The 25,368-nt window shown below is 32.7% G+C and carries 28 protein-coding genes and 1 pseudogene; 10 read left to right on the forward strand and 19 right to left on the reverse strand.

The genetic code is table 11. The annotated features are described in order from the left end of the window. Window positions 1–62: 62 nt before the first annotated feature. From JNUCC25_RS27265 to JNUCC25_RS27280, 4 genes are all read right to left on the reverse strand, one after another. Entirely contained in the window at window positions 63–758 is a 696-nt protein-coding gene (locus tag JNUCC25_RS27265; protein WP_454223311.1) for a response regulator transcription factor, read from the reverse strand. Between the two features lie 13 nt (window positions 759–771). After that, a complete protein-coding gene (locus JNUCC25_RS27270) occupies window positions 772–1,446 on the reverse strand; it encodes a phosphatase PAP2 family protein (protein ID WP_454223312.1) in 675 nt (224 codons plus the stop codon). 63 nt (window positions 1,447–1,509) lie between these two features. Then, a complete protein-coding gene (mreC, locus tag JNUCC25_RS27275) occupies window positions 1,510–2,292 on the reverse strand; it encodes a rod shape-determining protein MreC (protein WP_116327435.1) in 783 nt (260 codons plus the stop codon). Between the two features lie 193 nt (window positions 2,293–2,485). Beyond that, the gene (locus tag JNUCC25_RS27280) at window positions 2,486–2,683 is read right to left on the reverse strand and encodes a hypothetical protein (protein WP_454223313.1); all 198 of its coding nucleotides are present in this window, start codon (window positions 2,681–2,683) and stop codon (window positions 2,486–2,488) included. Window positions 2,684–3,566: 883 nt separating this feature from the next. Between JNUCC25_RS27280 and JNUCC25_RS27285 the strand changes: the two genes are divergently transcribed. From JNUCC25_RS27285 to JNUCC25_RS27300, 4 genes are all read left to right on the forward strand, one after another. Then, window positions 3,567–4,601: a FecCD family ABC transporter permease gene (locus JNUCC25_RS27285; RefSeq protein WP_454223314.1), complete on the forward strand. Its 1,035-nt coding sequence runs from the start codon at window positions 3,567–3,569 to the stop codon at window positions 4,599–4,601. Window positions 4,602–4,613: 12 nt separating this feature from the next. Continuing rightward, window positions 4,614–5,618: an iron chelate uptake ABC transporter family permease subunit gene (locus JNUCC25_RS27290; RefSeq protein WP_435369169.1), complete on the forward strand. Its 1,005-nt coding sequence runs from the start codon at window positions 4,614–4,616 to the stop codon at window positions 5,616–5,618. Between the two features lie 22 nt (window positions 5,619–5,640). Next, window positions 5,641–6,555, forward strand: coding sequence for an iron-hydroxamate ABC transporter substrate-binding protein (locus tag JNUCC25_RS27295; protein ID WP_116327439.1), 915 nt, complete (start codon window positions 5,641–5,643; stop codon window positions 6,553–6,555). Between the two features lie 343 nt (window positions 6,556–6,898). Further along, entirely contained in the window at window positions 6,899–7,321 is a 423-nt protein-coding gene (locus JNUCC25_RS27300) for a universal stress protein (protein WP_454223315.1), read from the forward strand. 155 nt (window positions 7,322–7,476) lie between these two features. On the opposite strand, the pseudogene JNUCC25_RS27305 reads toward JNUCC25_RS27300, so the two are convergent. After that, window positions 7,477–7,764 (reverse strand): annotated as a pseudogene (locus JNUCC25_RS27305) (HU family DNA-binding protein). 386 nt (window positions 7,765–8,150) lie between these two features. Between JNUCC25_RS27305 and JNUCC25_RS27310 the strand changes: the two are divergent. Then, a complete protein-coding gene (locus JNUCC25_RS27310; RefSeq protein ID WP_116327441.1) occupies window positions 8,151–8,393 on the forward strand; it encodes a hypothetical protein in 243 nt (80 codons plus the stop codon). Window positions 8,394–9,387: 994 nt separating this feature from the next. On the opposite strand, the gene JNUCC25_RS27315 is transcribed toward JNUCC25_RS27310, so the two are convergent. Further along, window positions 9,388–10,524, reverse strand: coding sequence for an AbrB family transcriptional regulator (locus tag JNUCC25_RS27315; protein ID WP_454223316.1), 1,137 nt, complete (start codon window positions 10,522–10,524; stop codon window positions 9,388–9,390). A 196-nt stretch (window positions 10,525–10,720) separates the two neighbouring features. After that, window positions 10,721–11,059 (reverse strand): hypothetical protein, encoded by a 339-nt coding sequence (locus tag JNUCC25_RS27320; RefSeq protein WP_116327443.1) that lies wholly within the window; start codon window positions 11,057–11,059, stop codon window positions 10,721–10,723. 634 nt (window positions 11,060–11,693) lie between these two features. Between JNUCC25_RS27320 and JNUCC25_RS27325 the strand changes: the two genes are divergently transcribed. After that, window positions 11,694–12,338 carry a DUF7010 family protein gene (locus tag JNUCC25_RS27325; protein ID WP_454223317.1) on the forward strand — a complete coding sequence of 215 codons (645 nt, stop codon included), beginning with the start codon at window positions 11,694–11,696 and terminating at the stop codon, window positions 12,336–12,338. 81 nt (window positions 12,339–12,419) lie between these two features. Beyond that, entirely contained in the window at window positions 12,420–13,136 is a 717-nt protein-coding gene (locus tag JNUCC25_RS27330; protein WP_454223318.1) for an AraC family transcriptional regulator, read from the forward strand. Window positions 13,137–13,279: 143 nt separating this feature from the next. On the opposite strand, the gene JNUCC25_RS27335 is transcribed toward JNUCC25_RS27330, so the two are convergent. Together JNUCC25_RS27335 and JNUCC25_RS27340 are read right to left on the reverse strand one after the other, a co-directional pair. Beyond that, window positions 13,280–13,837, reverse strand: a complete 558-nt coding sequence (locus tag JNUCC25_RS27335) for a class I SAM-dependent methyltransferase (RefSeq protein WP_116327446.1) — start codon at window positions 13,835–13,837, stop codon at window positions 13,280–13,282. Window positions 13,838–14,274: 437 nt separating this feature from the next. Continuing rightward, complete coding sequence (locus JNUCC25_RS27340) at window positions 14,275–15,018, reverse strand: polysaccharide deacetylase family protein (RefSeq protein ID WP_289921089.1); 744 nt, start codon at window positions 15,016–15,018, stop codon at window positions 14,275–14,277. A 186-nt stretch (window positions 15,019–15,204) separates the two neighbouring features. On the opposite strand from JNUCC25_RS27340, the gene JNUCC25_RS27345 reads away from it, so the two are divergent. Beyond that, entirely contained in the window at window positions 15,205–15,372 is a 168-nt protein-coding gene (locus tag JNUCC25_RS27345; RefSeq protein ID WP_289921088.1) for a hypothetical protein, read from the forward strand. A gap of 271 nt (window positions 15,373–15,643) precedes the next feature. Here JNUCC25_RS27345 and JNUCC25_RS27350 read toward each other — a convergent pair whose 3' ends face one another. Next, window positions 15,644–16,384 (reverse strand): transglycosylase domain-containing protein, encoded by a 741-nt coding sequence (locus JNUCC25_RS27350; protein ID WP_116327349.1) that lies wholly within the window; start codon window positions 16,382–16,384, stop codon window positions 15,644–15,646. Window positions 16,385–16,429: 45 nt separating this feature from the next. Continuing rightward, window positions 16,430–16,984 carry a Chromate resistance protein ChrB gene (locus tag JNUCC25_RS27355; protein ID WP_454223319.1) on the reverse strand — a complete coding sequence of 185 codons (555 nt, stop codon included), beginning with the start codon at window positions 16,982–16,984 and terminating at the stop codon, window positions 16,430–16,432. Window positions 16,985–17,120: 136 nt separating this feature from the next. Between JNUCC25_RS27355 and JNUCC25_RS27360 the strand changes: the two genes are divergently transcribed. Beyond that, a complete protein-coding gene (locus JNUCC25_RS27360) occupies window positions 17,121–17,498 on the forward strand; it encodes a YkvA family protein (protein ID WP_116327351.1) in 378 nt (125 codons plus the stop codon). Between the two features lie 129 nt (window positions 17,499–17,627). Then, window positions 17,628–18,110 carry a CBO0543 family protein gene (locus tag JNUCC25_RS27365; protein ID WP_116327352.1) on the forward strand — a complete coding sequence of 161 codons (483 nt, stop codon included), beginning with the start codon at window positions 17,628–17,630 and terminating at the stop codon, window positions 18,108–18,110. A 497-nt stretch (window positions 18,111–18,607) separates the two neighbouring features. Here the strand turns inward: JNUCC25_RS27365 and JNUCC25_RS27370 are convergent, their stop codons facing one another. From JNUCC25_RS27370 to mreC (JNUCC25_RS27405), 8 genes are all read right to left on the reverse strand, one after another. Continuing rightward, a complete protein-coding gene (locus tag JNUCC25_RS27370; protein ID WP_454223320.1) occupies window positions 18,608–19,276 on the reverse strand; it encodes a phosphatase PAP2 family protein in 669 nt (222 codons plus the stop codon). Window positions 19,277–19,416: 140 nt separating this feature from the next. Beyond that, window positions 19,417–20,835 carry a HAMP domain-containing sensor histidine kinase gene (locus JNUCC25_RS27375; RefSeq protein WP_454223321.1) on the reverse strand — a complete coding sequence of 473 codons (1,419 nt, stop codon included), beginning with the start codon at window positions 20,833–20,835 and terminating at the stop codon, window positions 19,417–19,419. Then, complete coding sequence (locus JNUCC25_RS27380) at window positions 20,836–21,519, reverse strand: response regulator transcription factor (RefSeq protein WP_454223389.1); 684 nt, start codon at window positions 21,517–21,519, stop codon at window positions 20,836–20,838. A gap of 68 nt (window positions 21,520–21,587) precedes the next feature. After that, complete coding sequence (locus JNUCC25_RS27385) at window positions 21,588–22,211, reverse strand: DedA family protein (RefSeq protein ID WP_454223390.1); 624 nt, start codon at window positions 22,209–22,211, stop codon at window positions 21,588–21,590. 83 nt (window positions 22,212–22,294) lie between these two features. Beyond that, window positions 22,295–22,849 (reverse strand): recombinase family protein, encoded by a 555-nt coding sequence (locus JNUCC25_RS27390; RefSeq protein WP_454223322.1) that lies wholly within the window; start codon window positions 22,847–22,849, stop codon window positions 22,295–22,297. An 82-nt stretch (window positions 22,850–22,931) separates the two neighbouring features. Further along, the gene (locus JNUCC25_RS27395; protein WP_454223323.1) at window positions 22,932–23,627 is read right to left on the reverse strand and encodes a response regulator transcription factor; all 696 of its coding nucleotides are present in this window, start codon (window positions 23,625–23,627) and stop codon (window positions 22,932–22,934) included. Window positions 23,628–23,646: 19 nt separating this feature from the next. Next, complete coding sequence (locus tag JNUCC25_RS27400) at window positions 23,647–24,150, reverse strand: phosphatase PAP2 family protein (RefSeq protein WP_454223324.1); 504 nt, start codon at window positions 24,148–24,150, stop codon at window positions 23,647–23,649. Window positions 24,151–24,378: 228 nt separating this feature from the next. Continuing rightward, the gene (gene mreC, locus JNUCC25_RS27405) at window positions 24,379–25,167 is read right to left on the reverse strand and encodes a rod shape-determining protein MreC (RefSeq protein WP_454223325.1); all 789 of its coding nucleotides are present in this window, start codon (window positions 25,165–25,167) and stop codon (window positions 24,379–24,381) included. Window positions 25,168–25,368 lie beyond the last annotated feature (201 nt).

The raw sequence follows: 25,368 nt of genomic DNA on the forward strand, positions 1-25,368 counted from the left end.
ACTTAAGTGGATATATTTTTATAGAAAAGTAATCTTCAGGAATATAATCTAGGTTTATTCCTTTAATTTTCTTTAATCGTATATCCTATTCCTCTGATAGTCTGAATAAATGGTGAACTGAAACCTTCTTCAACCTTTTTTCTTAAGTAGCTTATATAAACATCAAGTACATTTGTATCTCCATCGTATTCGTACCCCCATATATTTAGTAAAATACCTTCACGCGTAACCGTTTTATTCTTATGGAGAACTAAATAAACCAATAAATCATACTCCTTAGGCGTTAAGTGGATTTTTTTTTCATCTCTAGTTACTTCTCTTGAATCAGTATTAATAACCATATCTTTAATTAATAATAGCGAGTCCTTTTTTGCTCTATCTCTAGTAGAAAAATGTTTATGACGTAGTAAAGAACGTATTCTTGCTAACAATTCTTCCGTTTTAAAGGGCTTAGTTATATAATCGTTTGCTCCATGATCTAGCCCCATTACCTTGTCTAGTGTTGAATTACGAGCAGTTAAAAGAATAATAGGTACATAAATTTGTCTCTTTCTTAATTTTCGTAAAACCTGGATACCACTCATTTCCGGTAACATAATATCAAGTAAGATTAAATCAAACGTATTCGATAAAGCCGTTTCGATACCACACCTTCCATTATTTTCAATTCCAACTTGATAACCCTCATGTTCAAGCTCCATTTTTAATATATTTCCTATCTCTACTTCATCTTCCACAATTAAAATACGTTCTTTCATATTATCCCTCTTTTCAATCTCCGCATTTATAACGTTCTGCTTTACTTACATATCGCTCCTTCCACCGCCAGTAGAAGTAGGTAGCTACTACAAGCCAACACCCCATCGTAAAATAGGAACCTATAATATCAGTGGGATAATTTAACCTAAAATAAATTCGACTTATCCCAATGGCCAAGACGATGACAGAAGTGATACACACTAAGAGAAAACGCCCCCATAGTCTAGAAATAAGGCCACATAACAGAAATGAGAGTATTCCATATACAATGATTAGGCTTACTGTATGTTCTCCTTTGTGTTGAAGGATATAACCACTGACTTTAATTAAGTGATGTAAATCTGGACGACCAATAGAGTAAAACATTTTTTGTATCTTATTAAGTATGAAAGATCCACTAATAATTCCCAAAAACAAAATAAGTTCAATCCTATATTTGAATATTTTATAGAAGAGACATAAGCTTCCAAAAGAAAGCGTTATAATAAAAGGGGTGGACCCTAGAAACATAAAAACCTTCATTATTCTTTTAGATATAGGAAACCTCAGATGTTGAACATACAATAATATGATGCTATTAATATGAATATATGTTTCTCCACTAATTAGAAACAAAATCATGTCTACAAAAATGATTAAATATAGACTTGAAATAAAGGCCACTAAAAATTGTATTTTAAAATTCATATAATACAATCCTTTGAATGCAAATTTTAGGAAACATTAATATAGTTTCTTACTTTTTATTTATTATCCTTTTGCTTTAATTACCATTACTTCACTAATGTCATTAAAGTTGGATATAGGTTTTACAACGGCCGATTGTGTTAGCCCATAATCATCGGGTTGTACCTTAATCACTTTTCCTAAAGCTAATCCTCCTTGAAATATGGAACTGATCGGAGAAGTTTGAACTTTATCCCCTACATTAACCTCAGCATCACTAGAGATTTTTCTAACAATTAAATTACCCTTCTTTTCATCATAGTTTTCTAATGTTCCGTTCACGTCTTTCTTATCTTTTAGAATTACAGCGATACGATTTGTTCTAAGATTTGAGCTAATTAGTTCTATCGTAGAAGTTGATGGAAAGACTTTGGATATTTTTCCAATAATCCCATTTGCATCGAGTACATTCATATTGACTTTCACACCCTGCTTAGACCCCTTATCAATAACTATTTCACTATTCCAATTGTTTATTGTACGGTCAATAACCGTAGCTGATAGAGCGTTATAGGCCTTCATATCATCTTGCACTTTTAGAAGTCTCTTCAGTACTTTATTTTCATATTCAAGGCTGTAAACAGTCGCTTCATCCTTATTCTCAGAGGCAAACTTCTTCTTTAATATAGAGTTTTCTTTGTAAGTAGAAAGTAACTCGCTCACTTGTTGAGGTTCACGTAAAGAAATCTTGTCAAGGAAAGGCAAGTTACCTTTGTATAAAATCCCAACGAAAATGAATAATCCTACAGTGGAAATACCTCCTATCCAGATATATTTGGTTTTTTTCTTCTTTTGAAAACTGATCAAACTAACACCTTCTTACCATTAATCATTCTGTTTATAATGTTACTATGTATTTTTTAAAAATTTCTTAAATCTCTGAGTGAAGAAAAGTCATGTATAATACTCCTTAGAAGATAAAAGAGTGTTATCCTTGGCTACTTCTAAAGGCTTTCAATCTTACTTTTCATGTGTAAGAGATATTTGATTTCTTTTTGTCTTAGTTAAATAAATAACTAAAGTTAAGGTGATTAACAGAAGTATGGAACTTGTTCCCATTATCCCTAAGCCAAGACCACCCAATTAATTCTAGGTGTAAGTTTGCATCCGAAAAATCTGTAGCCATCTCCCCAACAGTAGTTTTCATAATTTTAATAATCCAAAAGAAATTTGTCGTTTCTAGTAATTTATTGAGCATCTGTTTTATTACAGAATTAGAATTTAAAGTGGTTTCTAATCGAGGTGCATTTAAATCATTATTTTTTATTTCTGAATAGTACGCTATTTATGAAATATCTTCTATTTTTCCAGTATTCAGCCTTATTTCTCCTTTTTTGTTTTCATACGTTGTATCTATCATAATAAACGGTAATTAAATTAAGATGAGAATAAAATGAGAATTTAATAAAAAATATATCATCTATTGATTTTAAAATTACCATCCACCTAAATCCATTAGGATAAAAGGTGTTAATGATGGGACAGTATTGACAATCTAATTTGTTTAAATGAACCTGATATATTCTTGTTATATAAATAAGTCTTAAATAGCCATCTTTTGTGGTTTTATACTTCATCCCTGAGTATTTAAATCTTCACTAGTTTTTTCTTATTTAGTTCATCAGATATTTTTACAATTGTATTTTAAGGGGCTTTTAATAAATGGAGCTTTTAATTGTAACCCTATTGTGTGTAATCTTTTTTTCATAGTGTTGCTTATGCCACCAGTTTAGATACACAAACTACCCTCCCAAAAACTACGTTCCTGGCAACAAATTCGAAAGTTGCATGTGGAAACAGAGATTCAGTGAACAACTCGGAACACTACTAGGGGAAGATGATACAGTAGAAGGTAAAGTTTGTAGAATCTGTAAAGGTTAACTCAAGGTGGTGTAATAAGATTAATTAGAAAGATTTCATTGATAATTAACAATTTCATCGATATAATATCCATGTAATGAAAATGATTATCAATAACTATAGATAATAAAATACTGATACAATATAAAATCTCAATACTGTAGTACTTATAACAAATATGCTTCTCATGGTAAGTTCTATGGAAAATAAAGGATGAGTCAATGTTAGATAAGTTTTCTTCAAAAAATCTTAAAAATCGTCAGAACACTTCACTAGTATGTATTTTATTTATCATGGTTTTTTTAGGGTTATTAGCGTGCATGTTTTTATCTGTTACATTTGGAGCAAAAGAGGTCAAATTCCATACCGTCTGGTCAGCTATATTTCATTATAATTCCGCACTAACACCCCAACAAATAATTCATGAATTACGCCTTCCACGTATGATTGGGGCAGCAATCGTAGGAGCAGCTTTTGCTGTGGCGGGGGCATTAATGCAAGGAATAACCCGTAATCCTTTAGCTGATGCTGGTATTTTAGGTATTAACGGGGGGGCAATGTTTGTCGTTGCCCTTTGCTTTGCATTTTTTCCTGGTCTTCCTTATTCTCTCCTAATGCTCTTTTCGTTCATTGGAGCTGTATTAAGTACCTTGTTCATTTATGCTATTGGCTCAGCTTCTCCTGGGGGATTGACCCCAATTAGGCTTACTATATCAGGTGCAGTAATTGCAGCCCTTTTACATTCACTTACCTCAGGTGTGGCAATCTATTACGATTTGAGTCAGGACTTGGCCTTTTGGTATGCAGGAGGAGTAGCTGGTATAAAGTGGACTTATTTACGTATATTAGTCCCTGTTATTTTACTTGCAATTATTTCAAGCCTTTTTCTAGGACGATCTATATCTCTTATTACAATGGGAGAGGATATTGCAGCTAACCTTGGAGTTAAGATCAATCGAATTAGAGTAATTGGGATCACGTTAGCTGTTATCTTGGCAGGAGTTTCTGTTTCAGCTGTTGGTTCGATAGGGTTTGTTGGGCTTGTTATTCCTCACATTGCCAGAAAGCTAGTTGGAGGAAATTATCAACTTATCATTCCCATGTCAGCCTTATTAGGATCCATATTATTAATTTTAGCTGACTTAGCAGCTCGAACAGTTGATCCACCTCGGGAATTAGCTATAGGTATCATGGTGGCACTTGTGGGTGTTCCTTTTTTCCTTTATATTGCACGTAAAGTAGGGAGGGACTTATAAGTGAAACATAGAATGAATTCAGACGCCAAGAGAGCTTATATCGTTACTATGCTATTTATTTTTATTAGCTTGGCTTCAGTATTAATAAGTCTAAATACAGGAACATTACGTATTTCGCCAATAAAAGTGATTCAAACTTTTTTTGGATATGGTGATTTTAAAAGTACAACGATTTTATTTGACTACCGTATGCCACGAATATTGATTACGATGCTTGCAGGGATTGGCTTGGGAATATCAGGTGCAATTTTGCAAGGTATATCTCGTAATCCGTTAGCAGACCCAGGAATTTTAGGGCTGCATGCAGGAGCTTCTTTTGGTCTTGTTATCTTTGTTACATATTTTCATTCTATGGATGAAAAAGCATCAATCTTAATACCTTTATTTACGTTTGGTGGGGGAGTATTAGCAGCATTTTTAATTGTTGGATTGTCTTATGAGCGTTATAAAGGCATCATACCAATTCGTTTAATTTTAGTGGGCATTGCTGTTTCAGCAGGTTTTAGTGCGGTTACACTTTTTTTATCTCTTCGTTTAAATGAAGAAACCTACACATTTGCTTCTAGATGGTTAGTAGGAAATGTTTGGGGAAGAGATTGGATTCACGTCATAGCACTTCTTCCTTGGATTCTAATTCTAGTCCCTTATACATGGTTTCAATCTAAAACATTGAATGCATTATCTCTAGGGGATGATGTAGCTGCAGGGCTTGGTGCCTCTGTTGAAAGAAATCGTTTGTTGATGCTAGCAACGGCTGTAGGGATTTCCTGTGCTAGTGTGGCAATGGCAGGAGGGATTGGTTTTATTGGCTTAGTCGCGCCTCATCTCGCTCGTCGCCTTGTTGGGTCAATGTATCAACATTTCCTTCCAGTATCAGGACTGATTGGGATGGTGATTTTAGTACTTGCTGATACTATTGGACGATCTATCTTTGCTCCTAATGCTATTCCAGCAGGTATAGTGGTAGCAGCAATTGGAGCACCTTATTTCCTTTATTTACTTACAAAAACAAAATAGACATATGAATAAGGAGAACATTATGAAAAAGAAATTTGCAATTTTATTTAGTATTATGTTAATTATCGTATTATCAGCTTGTGGACAAAATAATTCAACAGAAAACAAAACAACAAGCAAAGGTAAATCCGGTAGTGAAGATCCAAAAATTGCTTCATTATCTATTCACTTAACAAATGACTTACTTGCTTTAGGTGTTACTCCAGTAGGTTCAGTGGTTGGAGGAGAGTTAAAAGATTTCCTTCCACATGTAAAAGACAAATTAAAGGGTACAAAAAAGCTTGGATCAGTAACAGACCCTGATATGGAGGCATTGCTCGCTTTAGAACCATCAGAAATCTATCTTGATGAAGAATACTCAGGGAAAAACGTAGATAAATTTAAAAAAATTGCACCAACACATGTATTTAACCTTAATGATGGAACATGGAGAGATCATTTAAAGTCTGTAGGGAAATTAGTTGATCGTGAAAAAGAAGCAGGTCAATTTATTTCTGATTATGAAAAGGAAACAAAAGAAGTAAAAGGATTAATACAGAAAAAACTTGGTAAAGACAGTAAAGTAATGGCTATACGTGTTACAGCAAAAGAATTACGTGTTTTTGGTACAAAACGACCAATGGGACCAATTTTATTTCAAGATTTAGGATTAAAACCTGCTAATGGCGTTGAAAAAATTGATAAAAACCAACCTTATCAAGTTATCTCTCAAGAAGTACTTCCAGATTTCGATGCTGATGCTATCTTTGTTATTGTCAACAGAGACGATCAATCCCAAACAGCTTTCAAACAATTAGAAAAAACAGCTATTTGGAAGGGATTGAAAGCAGTTAAAGGAAAGCATGTTTATGTAATTCCTGATCAGCCTTGGCTTGATTATTCAGCGTTAGGAAATAAAATGGCAATGGATAATGCGAAAGAAATCTTTTCAAAATAATAGATAGAAGACGTTTGTGGTATTGCTTAATATGTAAATGGAAAACATTCTAGTAAAAAAGAAACCCTAGATTATAAACTAGGGTTTCTTTTTCTATTCTTTCTATCGTACGTTTTTTACATCATTTTTTAATTAAATATTATAATTTCTCAATTTAGGTTTTTTTTGTCTCATCCTAGGAGAGTAGCCCCATGCCACTACAGATCTTTTTTTATATGAGTCACAAATCATTTGTCAAGGATACTCTTTTTCGTGTTTAGGAAACTATTTATTAAGGGAACTTAATAGAGTAAGTACTTATAATTGATGAATAAAAAATGCTAATTTTGAGGAGATAATTGATATGTATAACAAAGTTTTAGTAGCATTTGATGGTTCAAAGCCTGCTGTTCATGCTCTTCAACATGCAACCGAATTAGCTAAAATTGCAGGTACTAAAAAAATAATGATTCTACATGTTAATGATGAGCCTATGCATTTACCAGAACCTGTTTACAACGTAAATTTAGATCAATTAATTGATGAAGATAATGCTAAAGTTCTATCTACAGCATATGAGCTTCTTCTTGCAGCAGATGTTTCCTATGAAACTCAAATATTAGAAGGAGATCCTTCTGAAGAAATTATCTCTTATGTAGAAGAAAATCCATATGATGTCATTGTGATGGGAAGCAATGGAAAAGGGTTTATAAAGGAAACCTTCTTAGGAAGTGTAAGTCATGCAGTAGCACATTCTGTAGGTTGCCCAGTGATTATTGTGAAATAAACCAATCCATTGCTCAGATAGAGTAATAGAATGAAATGTTAAAAATTTCAAATGGTTGATCATTTATTTTTAATGATAGTAATTAAACAGTTTGGCAAAAAAGCTCTACGCATTCTCTCGTAAAACTTTTTTATAAAGGAAAGAATTAAAAATATTTATTTAACAGCTTCTTTTAATTCTTTTCCAGGTTTAAAGGCAGGAACCTTGGAAGCAGGAATTGTCATTTCTTCTCCTGTTTAAGGATTGCGTCCTGTACGTTCTGCACGTTCACGAACTTTAAATGTACCGAATCCAACTAATTGAATTTTTCCTTCCGTTGCAAGTGTATTAGAAATCGTTTCAAACAACGCATCTACAGCTTTTTTTGAATCTTGTTTCGTTAGTTCTGATTTTGTTGCTATCGCCTCAATTAATTCAACTTTATTCCTCTTTAAACTCCTCATTTCTTTTTTTATAGATTATGTATATATATAATCTATAAAAAAACGTAGGTTCCCCTTTGTGAGTGTTTTTTAAGTAACTATAAGCTCAGTACAAGATCTGTTGTAAACTGATTCATAGGAAGATCTTCCTTCTTTGAATTGGTTGTGGGGACTTAATTCTATAAGAAAAGGATATTCATCCATACATAATATCGTACGCTCTCAAATAAACTGTTTTTAACTTAATTCTTCTATTTTTAAGACTTATTTAAAAATACTATAGTAAATATGAAATAAGGAAGATCTCTTCATACCTCTCTTTCCTTATGGATAAGTTGTATATAGTTTAGATAACCCTTAAATGTTATAATGTGGAAGTTAAAAGTTACGAAAGGTTTTATTTATCTATGGACAAAAAACTTGTTAGCTATATTATCTTTCTTTTATGGTTTATCGTTTTATTTTTCTTGTGGGTTATTATCACGTTATTAGAAGGAACAAGTGGACAATGGTGGTCTATTTATCGATTAATTCCAGAAGAATATGGTCCTTGGGCCTTGGATGTATCTGAGGTCAAAGTAATAGTAGCCGGTATTATTTTTCTATTAGTCGCTTACCTCATGACCCTTTTATCCAAAAGAAAGCGATAATCATATCGCTCATTGCATGGACATCTTCTATTATGCACATATTTCTATGGAGGTGATGTTCATACTTAATCATATAGAAGAAGCATTACCCATATGTATTAATGGTTTAGAATTTCACTATTGACATCATCACGATCTTTTTAGTTTTCAGTGGTGATTAATTATCACTTTAAGTACATTCTTTCTTTTCAACTTCTATTTATTAATTGATAGACAAAGAATGCTTTTTATTTTCTTGGTATTTTTCATTAGTTTTGTCTTAGTAGGTATCGTAGATGAATTTAGGGGATTCTTGGAATGTGGAGCAACCCTCATCAATTTCTTGTCTTTACTACCGGTTCAATGCGGTTGATTTTGCTATTATCTCAGTGATTATCACATTATTGTATCAGTTCTTTTACAAGTGAAATTTTTTTGGGATTGCTTACCTCATTGCTTCAGCCATTATTGCGTTTATTGATATACAGGTTTTCGAGTTCTTCCCTTTATATGATTTAAATCATTTGAATACACAGAAGGCATTTATAACTGTGTTCCCTCTTGGAGTGCTAACCCAAGTAATTAGTGATTTTATCTACTATAAACAATAAAAGCTACATATTTTATAGAGATTGTTGCTCCTTTGTATAAACGAGATAAGAATAATCTACTTAAGAACAAGCAGGTTAGACCTCAACTATTAGGTTCCCCGCCGTAAACAAACTACTGGCTGTATAACCAGTAGTTTATTTTATTTTATACAATGATATATCCGAAAGTTCATATGTATTTTTAGAATTGTACTCATAAGGAAAGAAAAATGAAACATAAAAAAAGCTGACCTTTTGAGATCAGCCTATAGAGGGGAATATCTATGAAAAAATGCTTAATTGCATTAATAACGATATTTTATCATCTAATGATGAAAAATTAGTGAAACGGGCATAGTTGGTAGTCTAAAATGGTTATTATCTTTATCTATATGAAACCTCTATATACAATTTTTTACTTGTCATTAATTACGCAACCTCTTCCTGTACAAAACAAAGTTTTGAAAGGATGAATTATTTAGTAAACGAAAAAAGGGCGGCAGAATTAATAGAATAGTCATCAATCTTAGAGATTGAACGGCTACTACAAACGTTGAATCAGCGTGTAAAGTAAAGGACGTGGTAGCCATTTCTGCTACACCACCGGGAGCAAACGCTAAGATGCAAGTTATTAATGGAATATGTGTCCATATAGAGATAAGAAAGGAACATAAAGCCATTGCAGTAACCAGGCCAGTAGAAGTAAGAAGACCTACAGCTATAACCTGTTTAGAACCATTAAACATCTCCCTATGAACACGTGAGCCAATACTAGTTCCAATTAGTATTTGAGCTAGAATAATCAGCACATGTGGCCACCACGCAGCTAGATCTTTACCTATGACAGATGAACCCACTGTTTGAATAACAGCCGTTCCCAACATTCCTCCCACAAGCCAGGGCGCAGGTAAATTAGTTCTTTTTCCGGTATATGCACCACTCAAGGCACCGATGACTAATAAAATGGTCCACGTAAACGTCCACATATTCAAAGATGTACCCGAATGTGTAAATGTATGCTGCACTGGATTCGACTGAACGGCTCCAGCTAAAAGAGGGATAGTCCCAACTACAAGAAAAATACGTAATGTTTGCACAATACTTACTATCATTGTGTTTGCTCCTACCTCTTCTGCAATAGTAGGCATCGCAGAGATTCCACCAGGCGTAGTACCAAACAAACTGGTCATCATATCAGCTTTACTATAACGCCATAGAACTAACCCTGACAAAAGGGCAAAAATAATAGAAAAAATAAGAATAATAAAAATGATGATAAAATGATCCTCAAACGTATCAAAAATAGATAGACTTATACTTTGTCCTAATTGAATTCCTAAAATACCTTGGCCAACGTGACGCCAGTAAGGATGAATCCCTTTGTTTGAAGAGGATTCCTTTTTCCATTTGGATCCATAAAATGAAAGAAATCCAGCCATCATTAGACTGCCAATCATCCATCCAATAGACATACCAGTTAAAGAAAGAAGGAAACCACCCAAACTACTTACTATGATCAGAAAAACGTTGTGAAACAATGGATTGCTACATCTATTTCTCAATCCAAACTCCTCCTGTTTACCGATTTCGTACTACTTTTCTAGTATGCACAAATACAATAAAAAGCAATAAAGATATTTATAATAAGTCGACTCTCTCTTATAGGATAGAAGTTCAACGTAAACATCTGATGACATACAAATAAACTTTTATTAAAAATGTATGACAATCATATATTTTTAATAAAAGTTTATGTCTTTATTTTTTATTTGTTGCTTCTTTCAAATCATTTACAGAAACCCATAATTCATTTCCCTTACTTAATCCATTGACAGCCTTTAACAATACCATGCCCTCTGTGTCATTCACCTCCATAACTTTACATTCAAATCCTTTATCGAATTGAAATGTTCTTTTATTATCATTTTTCCACTTACCGGTTTGCTCTTGAAGTTGTTTCTCTGACTGATAAACATCCATTGCAATTGCACCATTTACAGGCTCAGATAAAATGACTTCCTTTTTTTCTTTTAAGTTCCCACAACCACCCAATAAACTTGTTATTAAAATAAATGCTCCAATTATTTTTAAGTTCATGATTTTTTTCTCCATTTATATCGTTTATTGTAAACGAAACATCTTTTTAAATGTCTTCTAACTTTATATTTATTTGATTACAGAAGATTTCAATGATTTAGCTTTTCTTCTAATTAAAAAGTCATAAATAGAAATTAGGCGAGTTACGAACGGATTAAGGAAATATGAAAATTTATAGGTTACCTTGTTGTGCTAAATGTTTATTCTTTTAGATTAATAAACAGCGCACTAAAATCAGAATCTTCCCTAGGAAGTATTAAATATAGTTCAAATTGTATATCCTTTGACTTAAATTAAAATGAAAATAAAATAAAAATTTAATAAGACTCATTTAAAAGTTCTTTATTATATTATTTTTCGTTTGCTAGTTCTTATAAAATCCACTATGGTAACTAAGGATGTATACAATATGCAACTCAAAAACAGAAAAAACTACCCTGGTGTATGATAGGGTAGTTTTTTCTGCTACAATATTTAACCAAAGGACTGAAGCCTCACGGCGTCTTGTATAGTTTGCTTAATAAATAAATTTTTATTCCTCATAGATAGTTTCAATAGAATAAGTTGTAAAATTGATTTATAAATTAGAAACATAGGACCATTTAGATTGAAATGAAAAAGGAGGTTATAATATATGTCTCAAACTACTATTCCCAGAGCTGCTGTGCGCGGTACAGCTTCTGGAGTTATCTTCATGGCATTTTTCGGCACTCTTTGGGCAGGAATTGGCATTAGAGGAATGCAAGGGTGGGAATTTCCTGTACTTATGATCCTATCTTTATTGATCGGGGTCATATTATTTATCGGTGCAATGATATTAATAAAGAATTCCAGTGAATTACCTAATGAAGTAATTAAAAAGGATAGGGATCTTTGGAGAAAAAAGAATAGATGGTTTGGTATTATTTTTAGTTTAGAAGGTATTTTTATTGCTGTTGCTGCTATTATTTGTGTATCTACTAATCACTTAAATTTGTTTGTTCCTGTTATGGCTCTTATTGTCGGTGCTCATTTTTTTCCTCTAGCATCCCTCTTTCAGGTTCGAGTTTATTATATTACAGGCACACTTCTGTGCTTACTTGCAACTATTGTAATGCTAACTTTCCCTGTGAAAATAATAATAAGAGATCATCAAGTTATGGCATGGTGGGGATCTCTAGGTTTTGGGTCAGCTTTAATATTATGGGGAACTGGAGTAATAGTTTGCCTTAAAGGATTTAGACTGCTTAGCATGGCCCAGAATGAAGCTGAAAATAGTAAGATATCTACACGACTATAATATGCTGTTTGCTACCGGTAAAATCTATTTTTTTGTATGAATGATGTAGAATGAAATGTACGTGACAGGAGGAGGAATGTTATGATAAATCTTTTCCACAAGTTGAAGATTAAGGATTTTCATAATAAGATGAATCATCAATTTGGCTTCGAAATATTAAATATTCTAAATGGACAGGTAATGTATGAGGTATTTCAAAGACATCAATTAATGGAAAAAGGTGATTATATTTCTTTTAACGAAGCTATGTGCTCACATAAGACAAGTGTTGCAATATTCAGTGACGAATTTAAAAGTTTAAGAGCTTTAGGACATAAGATAACTGTACAAGAATATGAGGATTTTACTATGGCACCTCTGGAACTACTGTTTGAAAGGGAGTATAAATGTATCGTCTTATGGTTTGGGGATGATATGTTTTGTCAAATGAATATGTTAACAGTACTAGCATATTTAGAACAAGTGGCGTATAAAGGGAAAATATTTTTTAATATGGTTAATGAAATAACTTATAAGATTGAAACAATTGAAATATTTTTAGGTAGTTATAAAAAGGTTTATCAACAAGTATTAATAGATCATCAATCCCCTGAAATACAAGTAATATCCAGTATATTTCAAGGAATTGGATTATACATGGAATACATAAAGGGCGATAATGAAATCGTAGCGTATATAAGGGAAAATGAAGATCAATCACAAAATGAGTTGCTGGAAAATTTGTTCCAGTCATTTCCTCAGTATGGTCTAGGGGATGTGCAATATTTAAAAATCATTGAGACTATAACCAAAGTTTAGCGCTTTGGTTATAGTCTTTTATATAGAATAAGTGGTAACTCTACAACATTGAAAGTCGGAGCATTAATCAATTTAAAAAGTAATATAACAAATGGCTTCATAAAGATTTGTAGTGAAATTCGCTCTGTTTCAGGAATATTATCTTATTCACCACAAGTAAATACAAAAGCTGGTGGAATGTTCCAAAGTACTTTTTCCACCTCAATATTTACAAAGAAAGACTGAAAAAATTGTTGTTTGAGACGTGTATATTGAAACGAAATAAATTTCCCATCACTACCTAACACTTCCCTGGTTACCTGCAATATTTTTTCCGAAGTCACCAATGGTAAGCTGGTAAAGGGTAATCCTGATACAACATAATCTACTTTGGCAATCTTATATTGCTGAAGATATTTGTCTGCATACTCAGCAGAGCCATGAATAATGTGTATGTTTTCCATGGCTCCATATTTGCTTTTAAGCGTATGAACAAATTGTTTGTTGTTCTCAATGATTAGTAAGACTGTTGCGTTATGTTTATTTTGAATGAGCTGTTCCGTAAAAACCCCTGTTCCTGGTCCATACTCAATAATACATTTTGCTTGTTCAAAATTAATAGGAGCTATCATGTGTTTTGCAAGTTGTCTAGAACTTGACATTAATGCTCCTACAGTTCGTGGATGCTTTATATATTCGTTTAAAAAATAAAATACATTCATAGTCCTCTTCCTCTTTCCTTGTGAGATACAGGTATACTATAGCTAAATAAAATTAAGATACGATTAAAAAAACGTACTTGTAGAGTTTCTCTGTATCAGCCATGACCTTTTTATTGTTAGCGAAGGATAAGCGAAGACAAATTAGAAGAATGGTTAGTCCACTGAAAGTATCTTTTACATAAATCTCTTCGACTCAGTTGCTTCGTTGTTTAGTATAAAAAAGATATTATTGAGTTTAAACGGTAGGTAGACCGATAAATAATTAAGGCTTGAGTTGTAGATGATTTATTTATTATGTTCGTTAAAGTACACTCTTATGACCAAGAAAAAGCTCACCTTTTTTAGGTAAGCTTTTTTCTTATAATCTTCATTTTGTTGACAAACGTCTATTTAAACAACAGACCAGTCACATAGAAAATTGAAGGAATGCATAATTATTAGTGCGTACTTTCAAATGTTTTTAATAGCTCCGAAATTGTAACACATTCATACCCTTTTTCTTTTAGGGCGGGCAAAATACGTTTGAGAGCTAAAATAGTCTGGCTTTTTCCATTCACATGGTCGTGCAAAAGAATGATGTCTCCATTTTCTATGTCATTTAATACATTTTGAACAATATAATTCACCCCAGGTCGATCCCAATCACGCGTATCATGCTTTTGAGACCACAACACAACCTGCAAGTTAGAGTGTTCTACCACGTCCACGAGCTTCTGGTTATAAAATCCTTGAACAGGCCTAAATAATGAAGGCTGATACCCACTTATATTAGAAATAGCTTCCTGAGTTAATTCAATTTCCTCGATCAATTGTTTCTCGGAAATATTGCGAGTCCAAATCAAATGATGAAATGTATGGTTTCCAACTTCATGACCTTCTTGTATTTCCCTTTCAACAATAGGTGCATAACGTTCTACACGAGACCCTACGACGAAGAAAGTCGCTTTTGCATCGTATTCTTTCAAAAGATCTAAGATTTGTACCGTTTCATCTGATGTCGGTCCATCATCAAACGTAAGAGCTATTTTCTTCTTTTGAATAGGAATAGAATGAATGACGTGCTCTTGAGGTAGAGAGATAGAAAATAACGGACTCATAAATGAATACGCATTAACTGTTTTTTCACTCATTATGAACAAAGTAAATAAAGATACCCCAACCAATAAAACCATCCGACTCATAAGCATCCCCTTCTTGAGAACATTATTCGTTAAGATAACCTATTGATTGTTTTTTATGTATAAGCCCTCTACCAGGAGCTATGAATGTGTCAACAAAAGAATACCAAATATATGCATCTAATATGTAGAGAAACACTACCTAAGGAAATTAACTTCCTATTAAAATAGGAGGTGTAAAATAATCCTATGTCACATCCATATAAACATTTAGAAGAGAATTCTTTATGGAAAGTTATTGATAAAGGAATAAACAATCTTGTAGAAAATAATGATTTGGAAGAGATAACATCAAGGGAATACATAGTAGGTTACCTTTGTAAATTGATAAATGAAGAAAAAATAAAAAATAAGTAACGTTATGAAAGATGTTACTTATTTTCGTGACGGGAACATGAATTATGTTAACTACAGATCTATACAATATACAGGTTGAAAATAGAAAACTCCCTATTTCCGTAGGAAGTTTTTTAGTGTGTACATTATTCCGTTTTATTTGATACTTTGAAGCATCTTGGGCAGTTTGCTCCAAGTATTAAATTCTATGCATTTTAATACTTTCAGGAACAAGAAATATCCCTGTATATATTTATGAGAGAACTAACACCTTAAAAGAAGTTATAACAATTTATTGTCCCAGTGCTTTTTTGGTTAAAAGAATTTCTTGCTTGTTTGCTTCTTCTTCTTCTTGTTTAGAAATTATATGATTTTCTTCCATTAATGAAAGAACGATCGAGCGTCGTTCTTTTGCTAGCTCTATATTGTTACGAGGAGAATATTTACTAGGTGCTTTAGGTAAACCAGCTAATAAAGCAGACTCCGCAATCGTTAAATCTTTTGCTTCTTTCCCGAAGTATTCTTGTGCGGCTGCCTGAATTCCGTAGGCTCCACTGCCAAAATAAATGTGGTTTAAATACATCTCTAAAATTTGATCTTTGGAGTATTTTCTCTCTAATTCTAAAGCATAGGCAATTTCCTTCGTTTTTCTGTTAAGTGTTTTTTCATTTGAAAGAAATACGTTTCGGGCAAGTTGTTGTGTAATCGTACTGGCCCCTTCACTTTTACTTCCTTCTAAGACATCTCTATATAGAGCTCGAAGGATACCTTTCGGATCAACACCTTTATGTTCATAGAAGCGTTTATCTTCAGTTATAACAAAAGCCATTTTAAGATAATCCGGTAATTCCTTTAAAGTAGCAACTTTCTTGTCTTCAGTTGGAGGAAGATCCTGAATGTCAGCCACATTTACTTTGTCTAATATGACCCCTTGTATATAGTTTTCAGCTGAACAACTAGTTAACAACAAAGTGCATAATAAAAGAATGAAAAACCTTCCAATTAATTTCTTTCTTATAGAACCCTTAATCATGATGTTATTCCTCTTTGTGTGTTATTTAGATAAATTAAATGCTCATTACACATTTTTTCCTTCGACAATTCCTTCACATAGGTATACTTTCTCTGTAAATTCTTCAAGCACTTTATTGCTTTCTTCAAAGAGATCCGATGCCTTTTTATTTGTCTCACATAAAAAATAATCTCGTTTCTTTATTTTTACCAACCATTTTTTTAACCTTCTTAATTCCGCCTCGTTTTCTTCTATTTCTCTAAATGAAAAGTTTTCTTTATTAGTCTCATCTTCTATTTCTTTTAAAAATTTATTTGATTCCTCAATAAATTCATCGTATTCCAAGGTGCGTTCCTGATTGAACTTTGATATTATCATTTGCTCAGAAGAAAACGAAAGCTTTTCAATTTCAAGGATAGAGGTTTCCCCTCCACTTTCATGGATAAATAATTCAAGCTTTTTTAACTTTTTTATAATTTCTTCTTTAGAAGGTAAGATACAAACGGATTGTTGAAGATAATGAACTCCAAGTGTCTTGAGATTCCTCCAAACTCTAACCCTTGCTGAAGAAGGTTCCGAAGGAATCTTATACGTGAAAATAATCCAATTGATTGTAGACATATCTCAGACTCCTCATACTATTTTTATTCATTTTAACACAAAAATAAAAAATGTAACATCTGTTTCATTATATAATAACAGAAGATACAATTTATTAGATAACAAAAGATAATGCACATAACAGGAGGAAATATAGATGGGAGAAGCACTAACTAAATTAAAAGAACAAGCAAAGAAGTTAAAACAGGAAATTTTTGTGTTAGTAGAAGCTAACAAACACCCTAAAGTTCCATTTTACGTAAAATTGTTATCCATATTAATCATAGCCTATGCATTTAGCCCAGTAGATTTAATTCCTGATTTTATACCTATACTGGGATACCTAGATGATATCATCCTTATTCCTTTCGCAATCAAATTTGTCTTAAAACTAATTCCTAAAGATATCCTTGATGAATGTCGCGAAAAAGTAAGAGAATCGGAAAATGTTAAAAAGAAAAATTGGACTGCTGGAATTTTCATTATCTTATTGTGGATAGCCGTCTTATATTGGATCTTTAAATTGTTTTTTTAGTAATACCTTAAAGGGTTCTGCTACAAAAACTTGAAGAGAATATAAAGAGACAAAAACAAGAATTTCACCATTAGTAATATAGACTTTCTTTAAAACAAAGTGTGTTATATATCTTTAAAAGGAGAAGATATGATAGGACTTATTCTTGCTATTATTATATTTAATGTTATTGCTTTTAAAACAAATAAAAGATTAACAGCTAATCAAATCGTTCACAGTTGGATATTTACAATCGCTTTTCATCTGATATTTGATCTAATTATTGAACGTAAGTACGAGGGATACTGGTATTTTGATAAAAAAGTGGATTGGCTAGATCTCCCTCTCCACACCATACTACTTCCCCCCGTTATTATGATGTTCTTAAATTGGTACCCTTTCAAAAGCAAAATGATTAAACAGGTTCTTTATATCATCTTTTGGGTCATAGGAATTGTCATTTATGAAGCCATTGCATTACTTCCTAAACCTTGGGGATACTTTCACTATGGTTGGTGGAGTTTAGGTCATTCGGCTATTATAGACCCCATACTCCTACTTATCGTATTAGGGTATTATAAGTGGATATGTAAGCTGGAAAATAAGCTTTTAGCAAGAAAGAAACCAAAATGATTTAAGCAGCATTCTCTCATGGGATGTTGCTTAGATCATTTTGGTTTTTAACATCTACCACATTGTATATTCTCACGTAGTCCCTACTCACGTATTTTCTAATGTTGCTTTTATTATTACTTTCATAAAGACTATTTTATGAGGATTAGCATATGCGACAAGTTTTATTTTTTGTAAGGGGTTCCGGAAAAGGGTTTTGTGTTAACTAAAAGTCTATGACGTATACAGCTAAAAAAAGAAAACAACTATCTCCGTGAGAAGATAGCTGTTTTCTACTGATAAAATTAAGTTGCGGGTGAAGTCTCTCTCGACTTCTTAAGTAGTTTGCTCAAGTACTTAAAAAGTTATGTACTAAACTATATTTTTACTGATTCTAAAACCACCGCCCGTTAATATCAGTACTTTTGATGATCCACCCTTTCACCCACCTAATTATGAATACAGTCACTTGCTGTTTTAGACTATAAGGTTATCTCAGTGCTGATATATGATTTTATTCATTCTTCACTTTGAGTAGGTCTTCTTTGCTCAAAATTCTTCTCCTGATAGCGTTGGTAGAACCAAATAGCAATAGCTAACCAGCAGCCACTAGCAAAATAGCCTCCAATAACGTCGCTAGGATAATGTACACCTAAGTAAATACGACTAATACCTATTGCTAAAATCATTATAATGCTAATAACGATTAAGAGTGTACGTCCCCAGCGAGTCGGAATATGACGCCAAAGCAGAAATGAAAGAACACCGTAAACAGCAAAGGCACTCATGGCATGTCCACTTGGAAAACTATAACCATTTATTTTGATTAATCGATGAAAATCAGGACGTGCACGATGAAAAAGCAGTTTTAGCAATTCATTAAGAATTGGAGAGCCTACAATAATGGCTATAAATAAAATAAGCTCCGTTCGATGTTTTAATACTTTATAAAGAAAAAATAAACTAAAGAGAGAAATCACTGCAACGGATGGCGTAGAGCCAATGAAAGTAAAGCACTTCATAATAGTCGTTAACCCAGGAGTTTCGAGCCCTTGAATAAACGATATAATAGACTGGTCAAATGCAGCAATCTTTGATCCACTAATTAAGATAGCCATCCCACTAAAACAAATCAGGGACAACACGCTTAACATAAACGCAAGTGTAAATTGAAATTTCAACTTCATACTAGATACCTCTACTTTCTGTGCTTTACCAAGTTCCTTTTAATGAAATGTGATAAGGTCTTTTCATGTTTAGATTTTAATTTTTCTTTGTTTGTGAAGTTAGAAGTATTAAAAATAAAGACCTTGTTTTATATGCACATTTATAGAGAGTTAGTAAACAGAGGCAGCACAACCGTTACATTTGTTCCTTCGCCTTCTTTACTCTCAATGTTAATGGTACCGTGGTACTTTTCAACCCATCGTTTGGCTATAGCCAGTCCTAAGCCAAGTCCTCCTTGTTTTCTGCTCCTTGCCTTATCCACTCGGTAAAATCTATTTAAAATATAAGGTATATCCTCTTCTGGAATTCCAATTCCTTTATCCATTACTTTAAGGGATACCTTTTCATTGATGAGAGAACAGTCTATAACTACCTCTTTCTCTTCCTTCTTAGAATATTTGACTGCATTATCTAACAAAATGATTAATATTTGTTCTAGATGGCGAGAAGAAATATTCACGTACAGATTTTCATGTGAGTGTCTTATTTTAAACTCATAGTTGTTATACAGTACTTCAAAATTCCTTACAACATGTTGAACAGTGGCCAATACGTTAATAGGTTCAACATCTATAGGGTTTATCAGACTATTTTCAGCTCGGGATAGCTCCAATAATTCTTGCACTAGGTTAGTTAAACGCTCTACTTCTTTCAGGCTAGATTTCAAGGATTTATCTAATACTGCCGCATCATTTTTCCCCCAGCGATTTAACAATGTCAAATGGCCTTGAATAATGGCTAACGGAGTCCTTAATTCATGTGAAGCATCCTCTACAAACTGTTTTTGCTGTAAAAAGGAGTCTTCTAGGCTATCCATTAACTCATTAAATAAACTGCCTAATTGAGCAAATTCATCGTTTTTTTCATTAACTGGAACCCGTTCCTCAAGGCCATTTGTTTTTATTTTTTTCATCGTCAATGTTAACGCTTGAACGTTAGATAGTATTTTCTTTGCTAGAATGGTTCCACCTAAAATACTAAAGATAAGCGAGCCTACTCCTGCAGCAAGCATTAACAAAAAAATCTTGTCCATAAAAACATCGGACATCTCCATATTTCTAACAATTTCAACCGTTCCAGTGAAGTTGTCGGTGACAATTGGAGAACGAAGAACGAGTAGACGTTCATCGTGGTTTCGAATTACTTTATACTCTTGATGCTTCACCGTTTTCGGTTGTTGCCAGGTTGGTGAGACATTATTTGTGGTACTAGTTATGACGTTTCCTTTCCTATCAAGAACACGAATCAACTGATTCTTTTCATTAATTTTTGATAAGTACCCTTCACTGTTTTTAATTTGGTTTAAAGATAAAGGTTCATCATCAGATTGAATAAAAGTGAGAACTTCTTTTAATTGATGAATACCATTTTGCTTCTCATAATTTAAAATACTGTTATCAATCACAAGATATTGAAAGAGGTTATAAGAAAGAAAAAGAAAAAATAAAAACATGGAAGACCATAGAGTTATCTTCCACCTTATAGGTAAGTCTTTCATATATTTTATCCATTTTCTCATTTAAACATCACGCATCACGTATCCAACCCCTCTGACGGTCTGAATATATAACTCTTTATCCTCTGCACTTAATTTGTTTCTTAGGTATCTAACATATACATCTACAACATTCGTTTCAACAACTGAATCGTATCCCCGCACTTGCTCTAAAAGTATATCTCTCGTTAATACTTTATTAATGCTACGCATGAAAATGACTAGGAGTTCAAATTCTTTATTCGTGAGTTCAATTAGTTTTTTTTCTTTTATCACTGTTCTTGATTCCAAATCAAGTTCAATATCTTTAAATGTTAATAGTAGCTTCTGATCCAGCATCTTGTTGTTTTCTTGACGTCTAAAAATGACACGCATTCTTGCAAATAATTCTTCAATGGCAAATGGTTTCGACAAATAATCATCAGCTCCATTATCAAGCCCCATTACCCTATCCATGACGCTATCCTTAGCTGTGAGCATAATAACAGGAGTATCCTTAGTTGTTCTTAGTCTTCTGCATACCTCAATTCCATTTAATCCAGGCATCATTAAATCCAGTAATATAATATCGTAATCCTGCTTGGTTGCTTTGTCTAAACCAGCTCGCCCATCGTAGGCTATATCAACTGAATGTCCTTCATATTTAAGCTCTAATTCTAAAAAATCTACTAGTCCTTCTTCACCCTCTATAATTAGCACTTTTTGTATATAAAGTATTCTCCTTTATTTCCAAATGAAAGAATATAGAAACTTATAAACATTAAATTTTTATCTTCTCACTTTTTTAACTCTTGATAGTTTGACTTTTCTTTATTTTTGCGAATAATTTTAAAAACAAAATAAAGACCAAAAGCTATAACTGAAAGTAATAAAGCTAAATGTACATATGATCCAGAAATTTGATTAATTTGCCTCCAATTGCTTCCTAATGTTTTTCCAAGGTAAATAAATAAAATACTCCAAGGAATGATGGCAGCAATTGTATACAAAATAAAGCGAGTAAAAGCCATTTTTGTAATTCCAGCAGGAATTGAAATAGCATGTCGAATGATAGGAATAAAGCGAGTAAAAAAGACTACCCCTGCCCCGTACCGATTGAACCATGTTTCGGATTTTTCGAGATGCCTTGGACTTATTAAGAGAAATTTTCCGTACCTCAACAACAAAGGTCTTCCCCCATACGAACCTAATACATATAAAAATATTTGTGCAATTAAGCCTCCTATTGTTCCAGCAATTGCGGCTCCTATAAAGGTGATTTTTCCTTGGGAGACAAGAAATCCTGCATAGGATAATACGATTTCACTAGGAATTACTTCTACCATTAATGCTGATGCTATACCTATGTATCCTAGCTTTGAAAGGTAAGCAAATGCAGCTGTAATAAATGTTTTCATTATTTCCGTCCTTCCTTAAGCACTTTTCTTCAATTTATCAAATGAAAATTAGATTTAAATAAAAAAAAGATTAAGAAAAAATGAAATTACTTCTTAACCTTCTTTAATGAACGATATAAGGTTGTTCTTGAAATTCCTGTAGCTTCTTGAATTTGCATAACTGTCATTTTTTGAGATAAATATAAAGAAATGGCTTCATTAAGCTTTTGTTGATTAGCTTTAGGCCTTCCGCCTTTTCTTCCTCTAGGCCTACCTGTTTTTAAACTTGCTACTTTGCGTTCATGAAGAATGTTTCGACTAAACTCATTGAGAATTTCTAAAGTCTTAAACATAATCTTCCCTATTGGTATACGTGTATCAATCTGGTCCTCAATACTAACAAATATAATGCCTTTTTCTCGGATATAATTCGTAATCTGCAATAATTGAGTAATGGAATCTGCTAGATGCTTTAATTTACATACAACAAAGATGTCACCGGGCTTTAATAAATATAAAATTCCTAGTACTTGGCTATCTTTCTTTTCTGATGTAGAATTTTTGGAGTGGAAAAATTGATTACAACCATATTTTTTTAATGTCTCTACTTGGAATTTTAAGGTGTAATCATCATTACTATATCCTACATATCCCACTATCATGGATGTTACCTCCTATATAACATGGGTATTACGAAGAGGAGTTTTAAGCTAGGACTTTCTGAATAATAATAAAAATGTTACTTTACATTTCTTTAATCGTATATCCTATTCCTCGAACTGTCTGAATAAAGGGTGAATTAAATCCTTCTTCAATCTTCTTTCTTAGATAGCTTATATAAACATCCAGTACATTTGTATCTCCCTCGTATTCATACCCCCACACATTTAGCAAAATACCTTCACGCGTAACCGTCTTATTTTTGTGAAGGACTAAATAAACCAATAAATCATATTCTTTAGGCGTTAAGCAGATATCTTGTCCAGCTCTAGTTACTTCTCTTGAATCCGTATTGATGACCATATCGTTAATTAATAATAACGAGTCTTTTCCTATTTTTTCTCTAGTAGCAAGATTTTTATAACGTAGTAAAGAGCGTATTCGCGCTAATAATTCTTCCGTTTTAAACGGCTTAGTTATATAATCATTTGCTCCATGATCCAACCCCATTACCTTGTCTAGTGTTGAGTCACGGGCTGTTAAAAGAATGATAGGTACGTTAATTTCTCTTTTTCTTAATTTACGTAAAACCTCGATACCACTCATTTTAGGTAGCATAATATCAAGTAAAATTAAATCAAACGTATCCGATAAGGCCGTTTCGAGCCCGCACCGTCCATTGTTTTCAATTTCAACTTGGTAATCCTCATGTTCAAGTTCCATTTTCAATATATTTCCTATCTCTACTTCATCTTCCACAATTAAAATACGTTCTGTCATATGATCCCTCTTTTCAACCTCAACATTTATTTATAGCTTTCTGCTTTACTTGTCGTTTTTCCCATCGCCCATAGAAATATATAGCTACTACAAGCCAACACCCCATCGTAAAATAGGAACCTATAATATTACTAGGATAATTTAACCTAAAATAAATTCGACTTATCCCAATGCCCAAGATGATGACAGAAGCGATACATACTAAGAGAAAACGCCCCCATAGTCTAGAACTAGGACCCCATAATTGAATTACTAGTATTGCGTATACAACGATTAGACTTACTGTATGTTCCCCTTCGTGTTGAAGGCTATAACCACTGACTTTAATTAAGTGATGTAAATCTGGACGACCAATAGAGTAAAACATTTTTTGTATCTTATTAAGTATGAAAGATCCACCGATAATCCCCAAGAATAAAATAAGTTCAGTCCTATATTTGAATATTTTATAGAAGAGACATAAACTTCCAAAAAAAAGCGTTACAATAAAAGGGGTGGACCCTAGAAACATAAAAACGTTCATTATTCTTTTAGATATAGGGAACCTGAAGTGTTGAACATAAGATAAAATGAGGCTATTAATATGAATATATGTTTCCCCACTAATTAAAAAAAAATCATGTCCACAAAAATGATTAAATATAGACTTGAAATAAAGGCCACTAAAAACTGGATTTTAAAATTCATATAATACATACGATCCCTTAAATGTAAATTTTAGTAAACAAGAATGTGATGTCCCACTTTTTATCTATTGTTTTTTTGCTTTAATCACCATTACTTCGCTAATATCATTAAAGGCGGATGAGGGTTTTACAACAGCCAATTGCGTTAATCCATATTCATCAGGTTGTACCTTAATTACTTTTCCTAAAGCCAATCCAACTTGGAATATGGAACTGATGGGAGAAGTTTGAACTTTATCTCCTACATTGACCTCAGCCTCACTAGGGATTTTTCTAACAATTAAATTACCTTTCTTTTCATCATAGCTTTCTAGTGTTCCATTTACGTCTTTTTTATCCTTTAGTACTACGGCCATACGATTTGTTCTAAGATTTGAGCTAATTAGTTCAACTAAAGAAGTTGATGGGAAGACTTTAGCTACTTTGCCAATAACTCCATTTACATTAATCACATTCATATCTACTTTTATTCCTTGCTTAGCTCCCTTATCAATAATTAACTCATTATCCCAATTGCTTATTGAACGATCAATTACAGTAGCAGATATAGGATTATAAGCTTTCATTCCATTTTGGACTTTTAAAAGTTCTGTTAGTTCTTTATTTTCATGTTTTAGCTTATAAACATTCGCTTCAGCCTGACTTTCAGTGGCTAGTTCATTCTTTAGGGTAGCGTTCTCTTTGTAAGTTGCAAATAACTGACTCAATTGTTGAGATTCACTCCAAGAAACCTTGTCTAAAATAGGCAAGCTACCTTTGTATAAAATTCCAACGAAAATGAATGATCCTACAGTAAGAATACCTCCTACTAAAACATATCTGTATCTTTTTCTCTTTTTTTGAAAACGTATCAAATCTACACCTCCCTACCATTAGTCATGCTATTTATAACGTTACTATCTATTTTTTAAAAATTTATTAATTTTTTGAGTGAGGAAAGGTTACGTATAATACTCCTTAATCATTAGGGAGTTTTATTTGTATGGTCTCATGATAATTTCAAAACCTTTCAATAAAATACATTTTCAGTATAGTGATGGGAATAGTAATAAACA

This window comes from Priestia sp. JNUCC 25, from assembly GCF_053667915.1.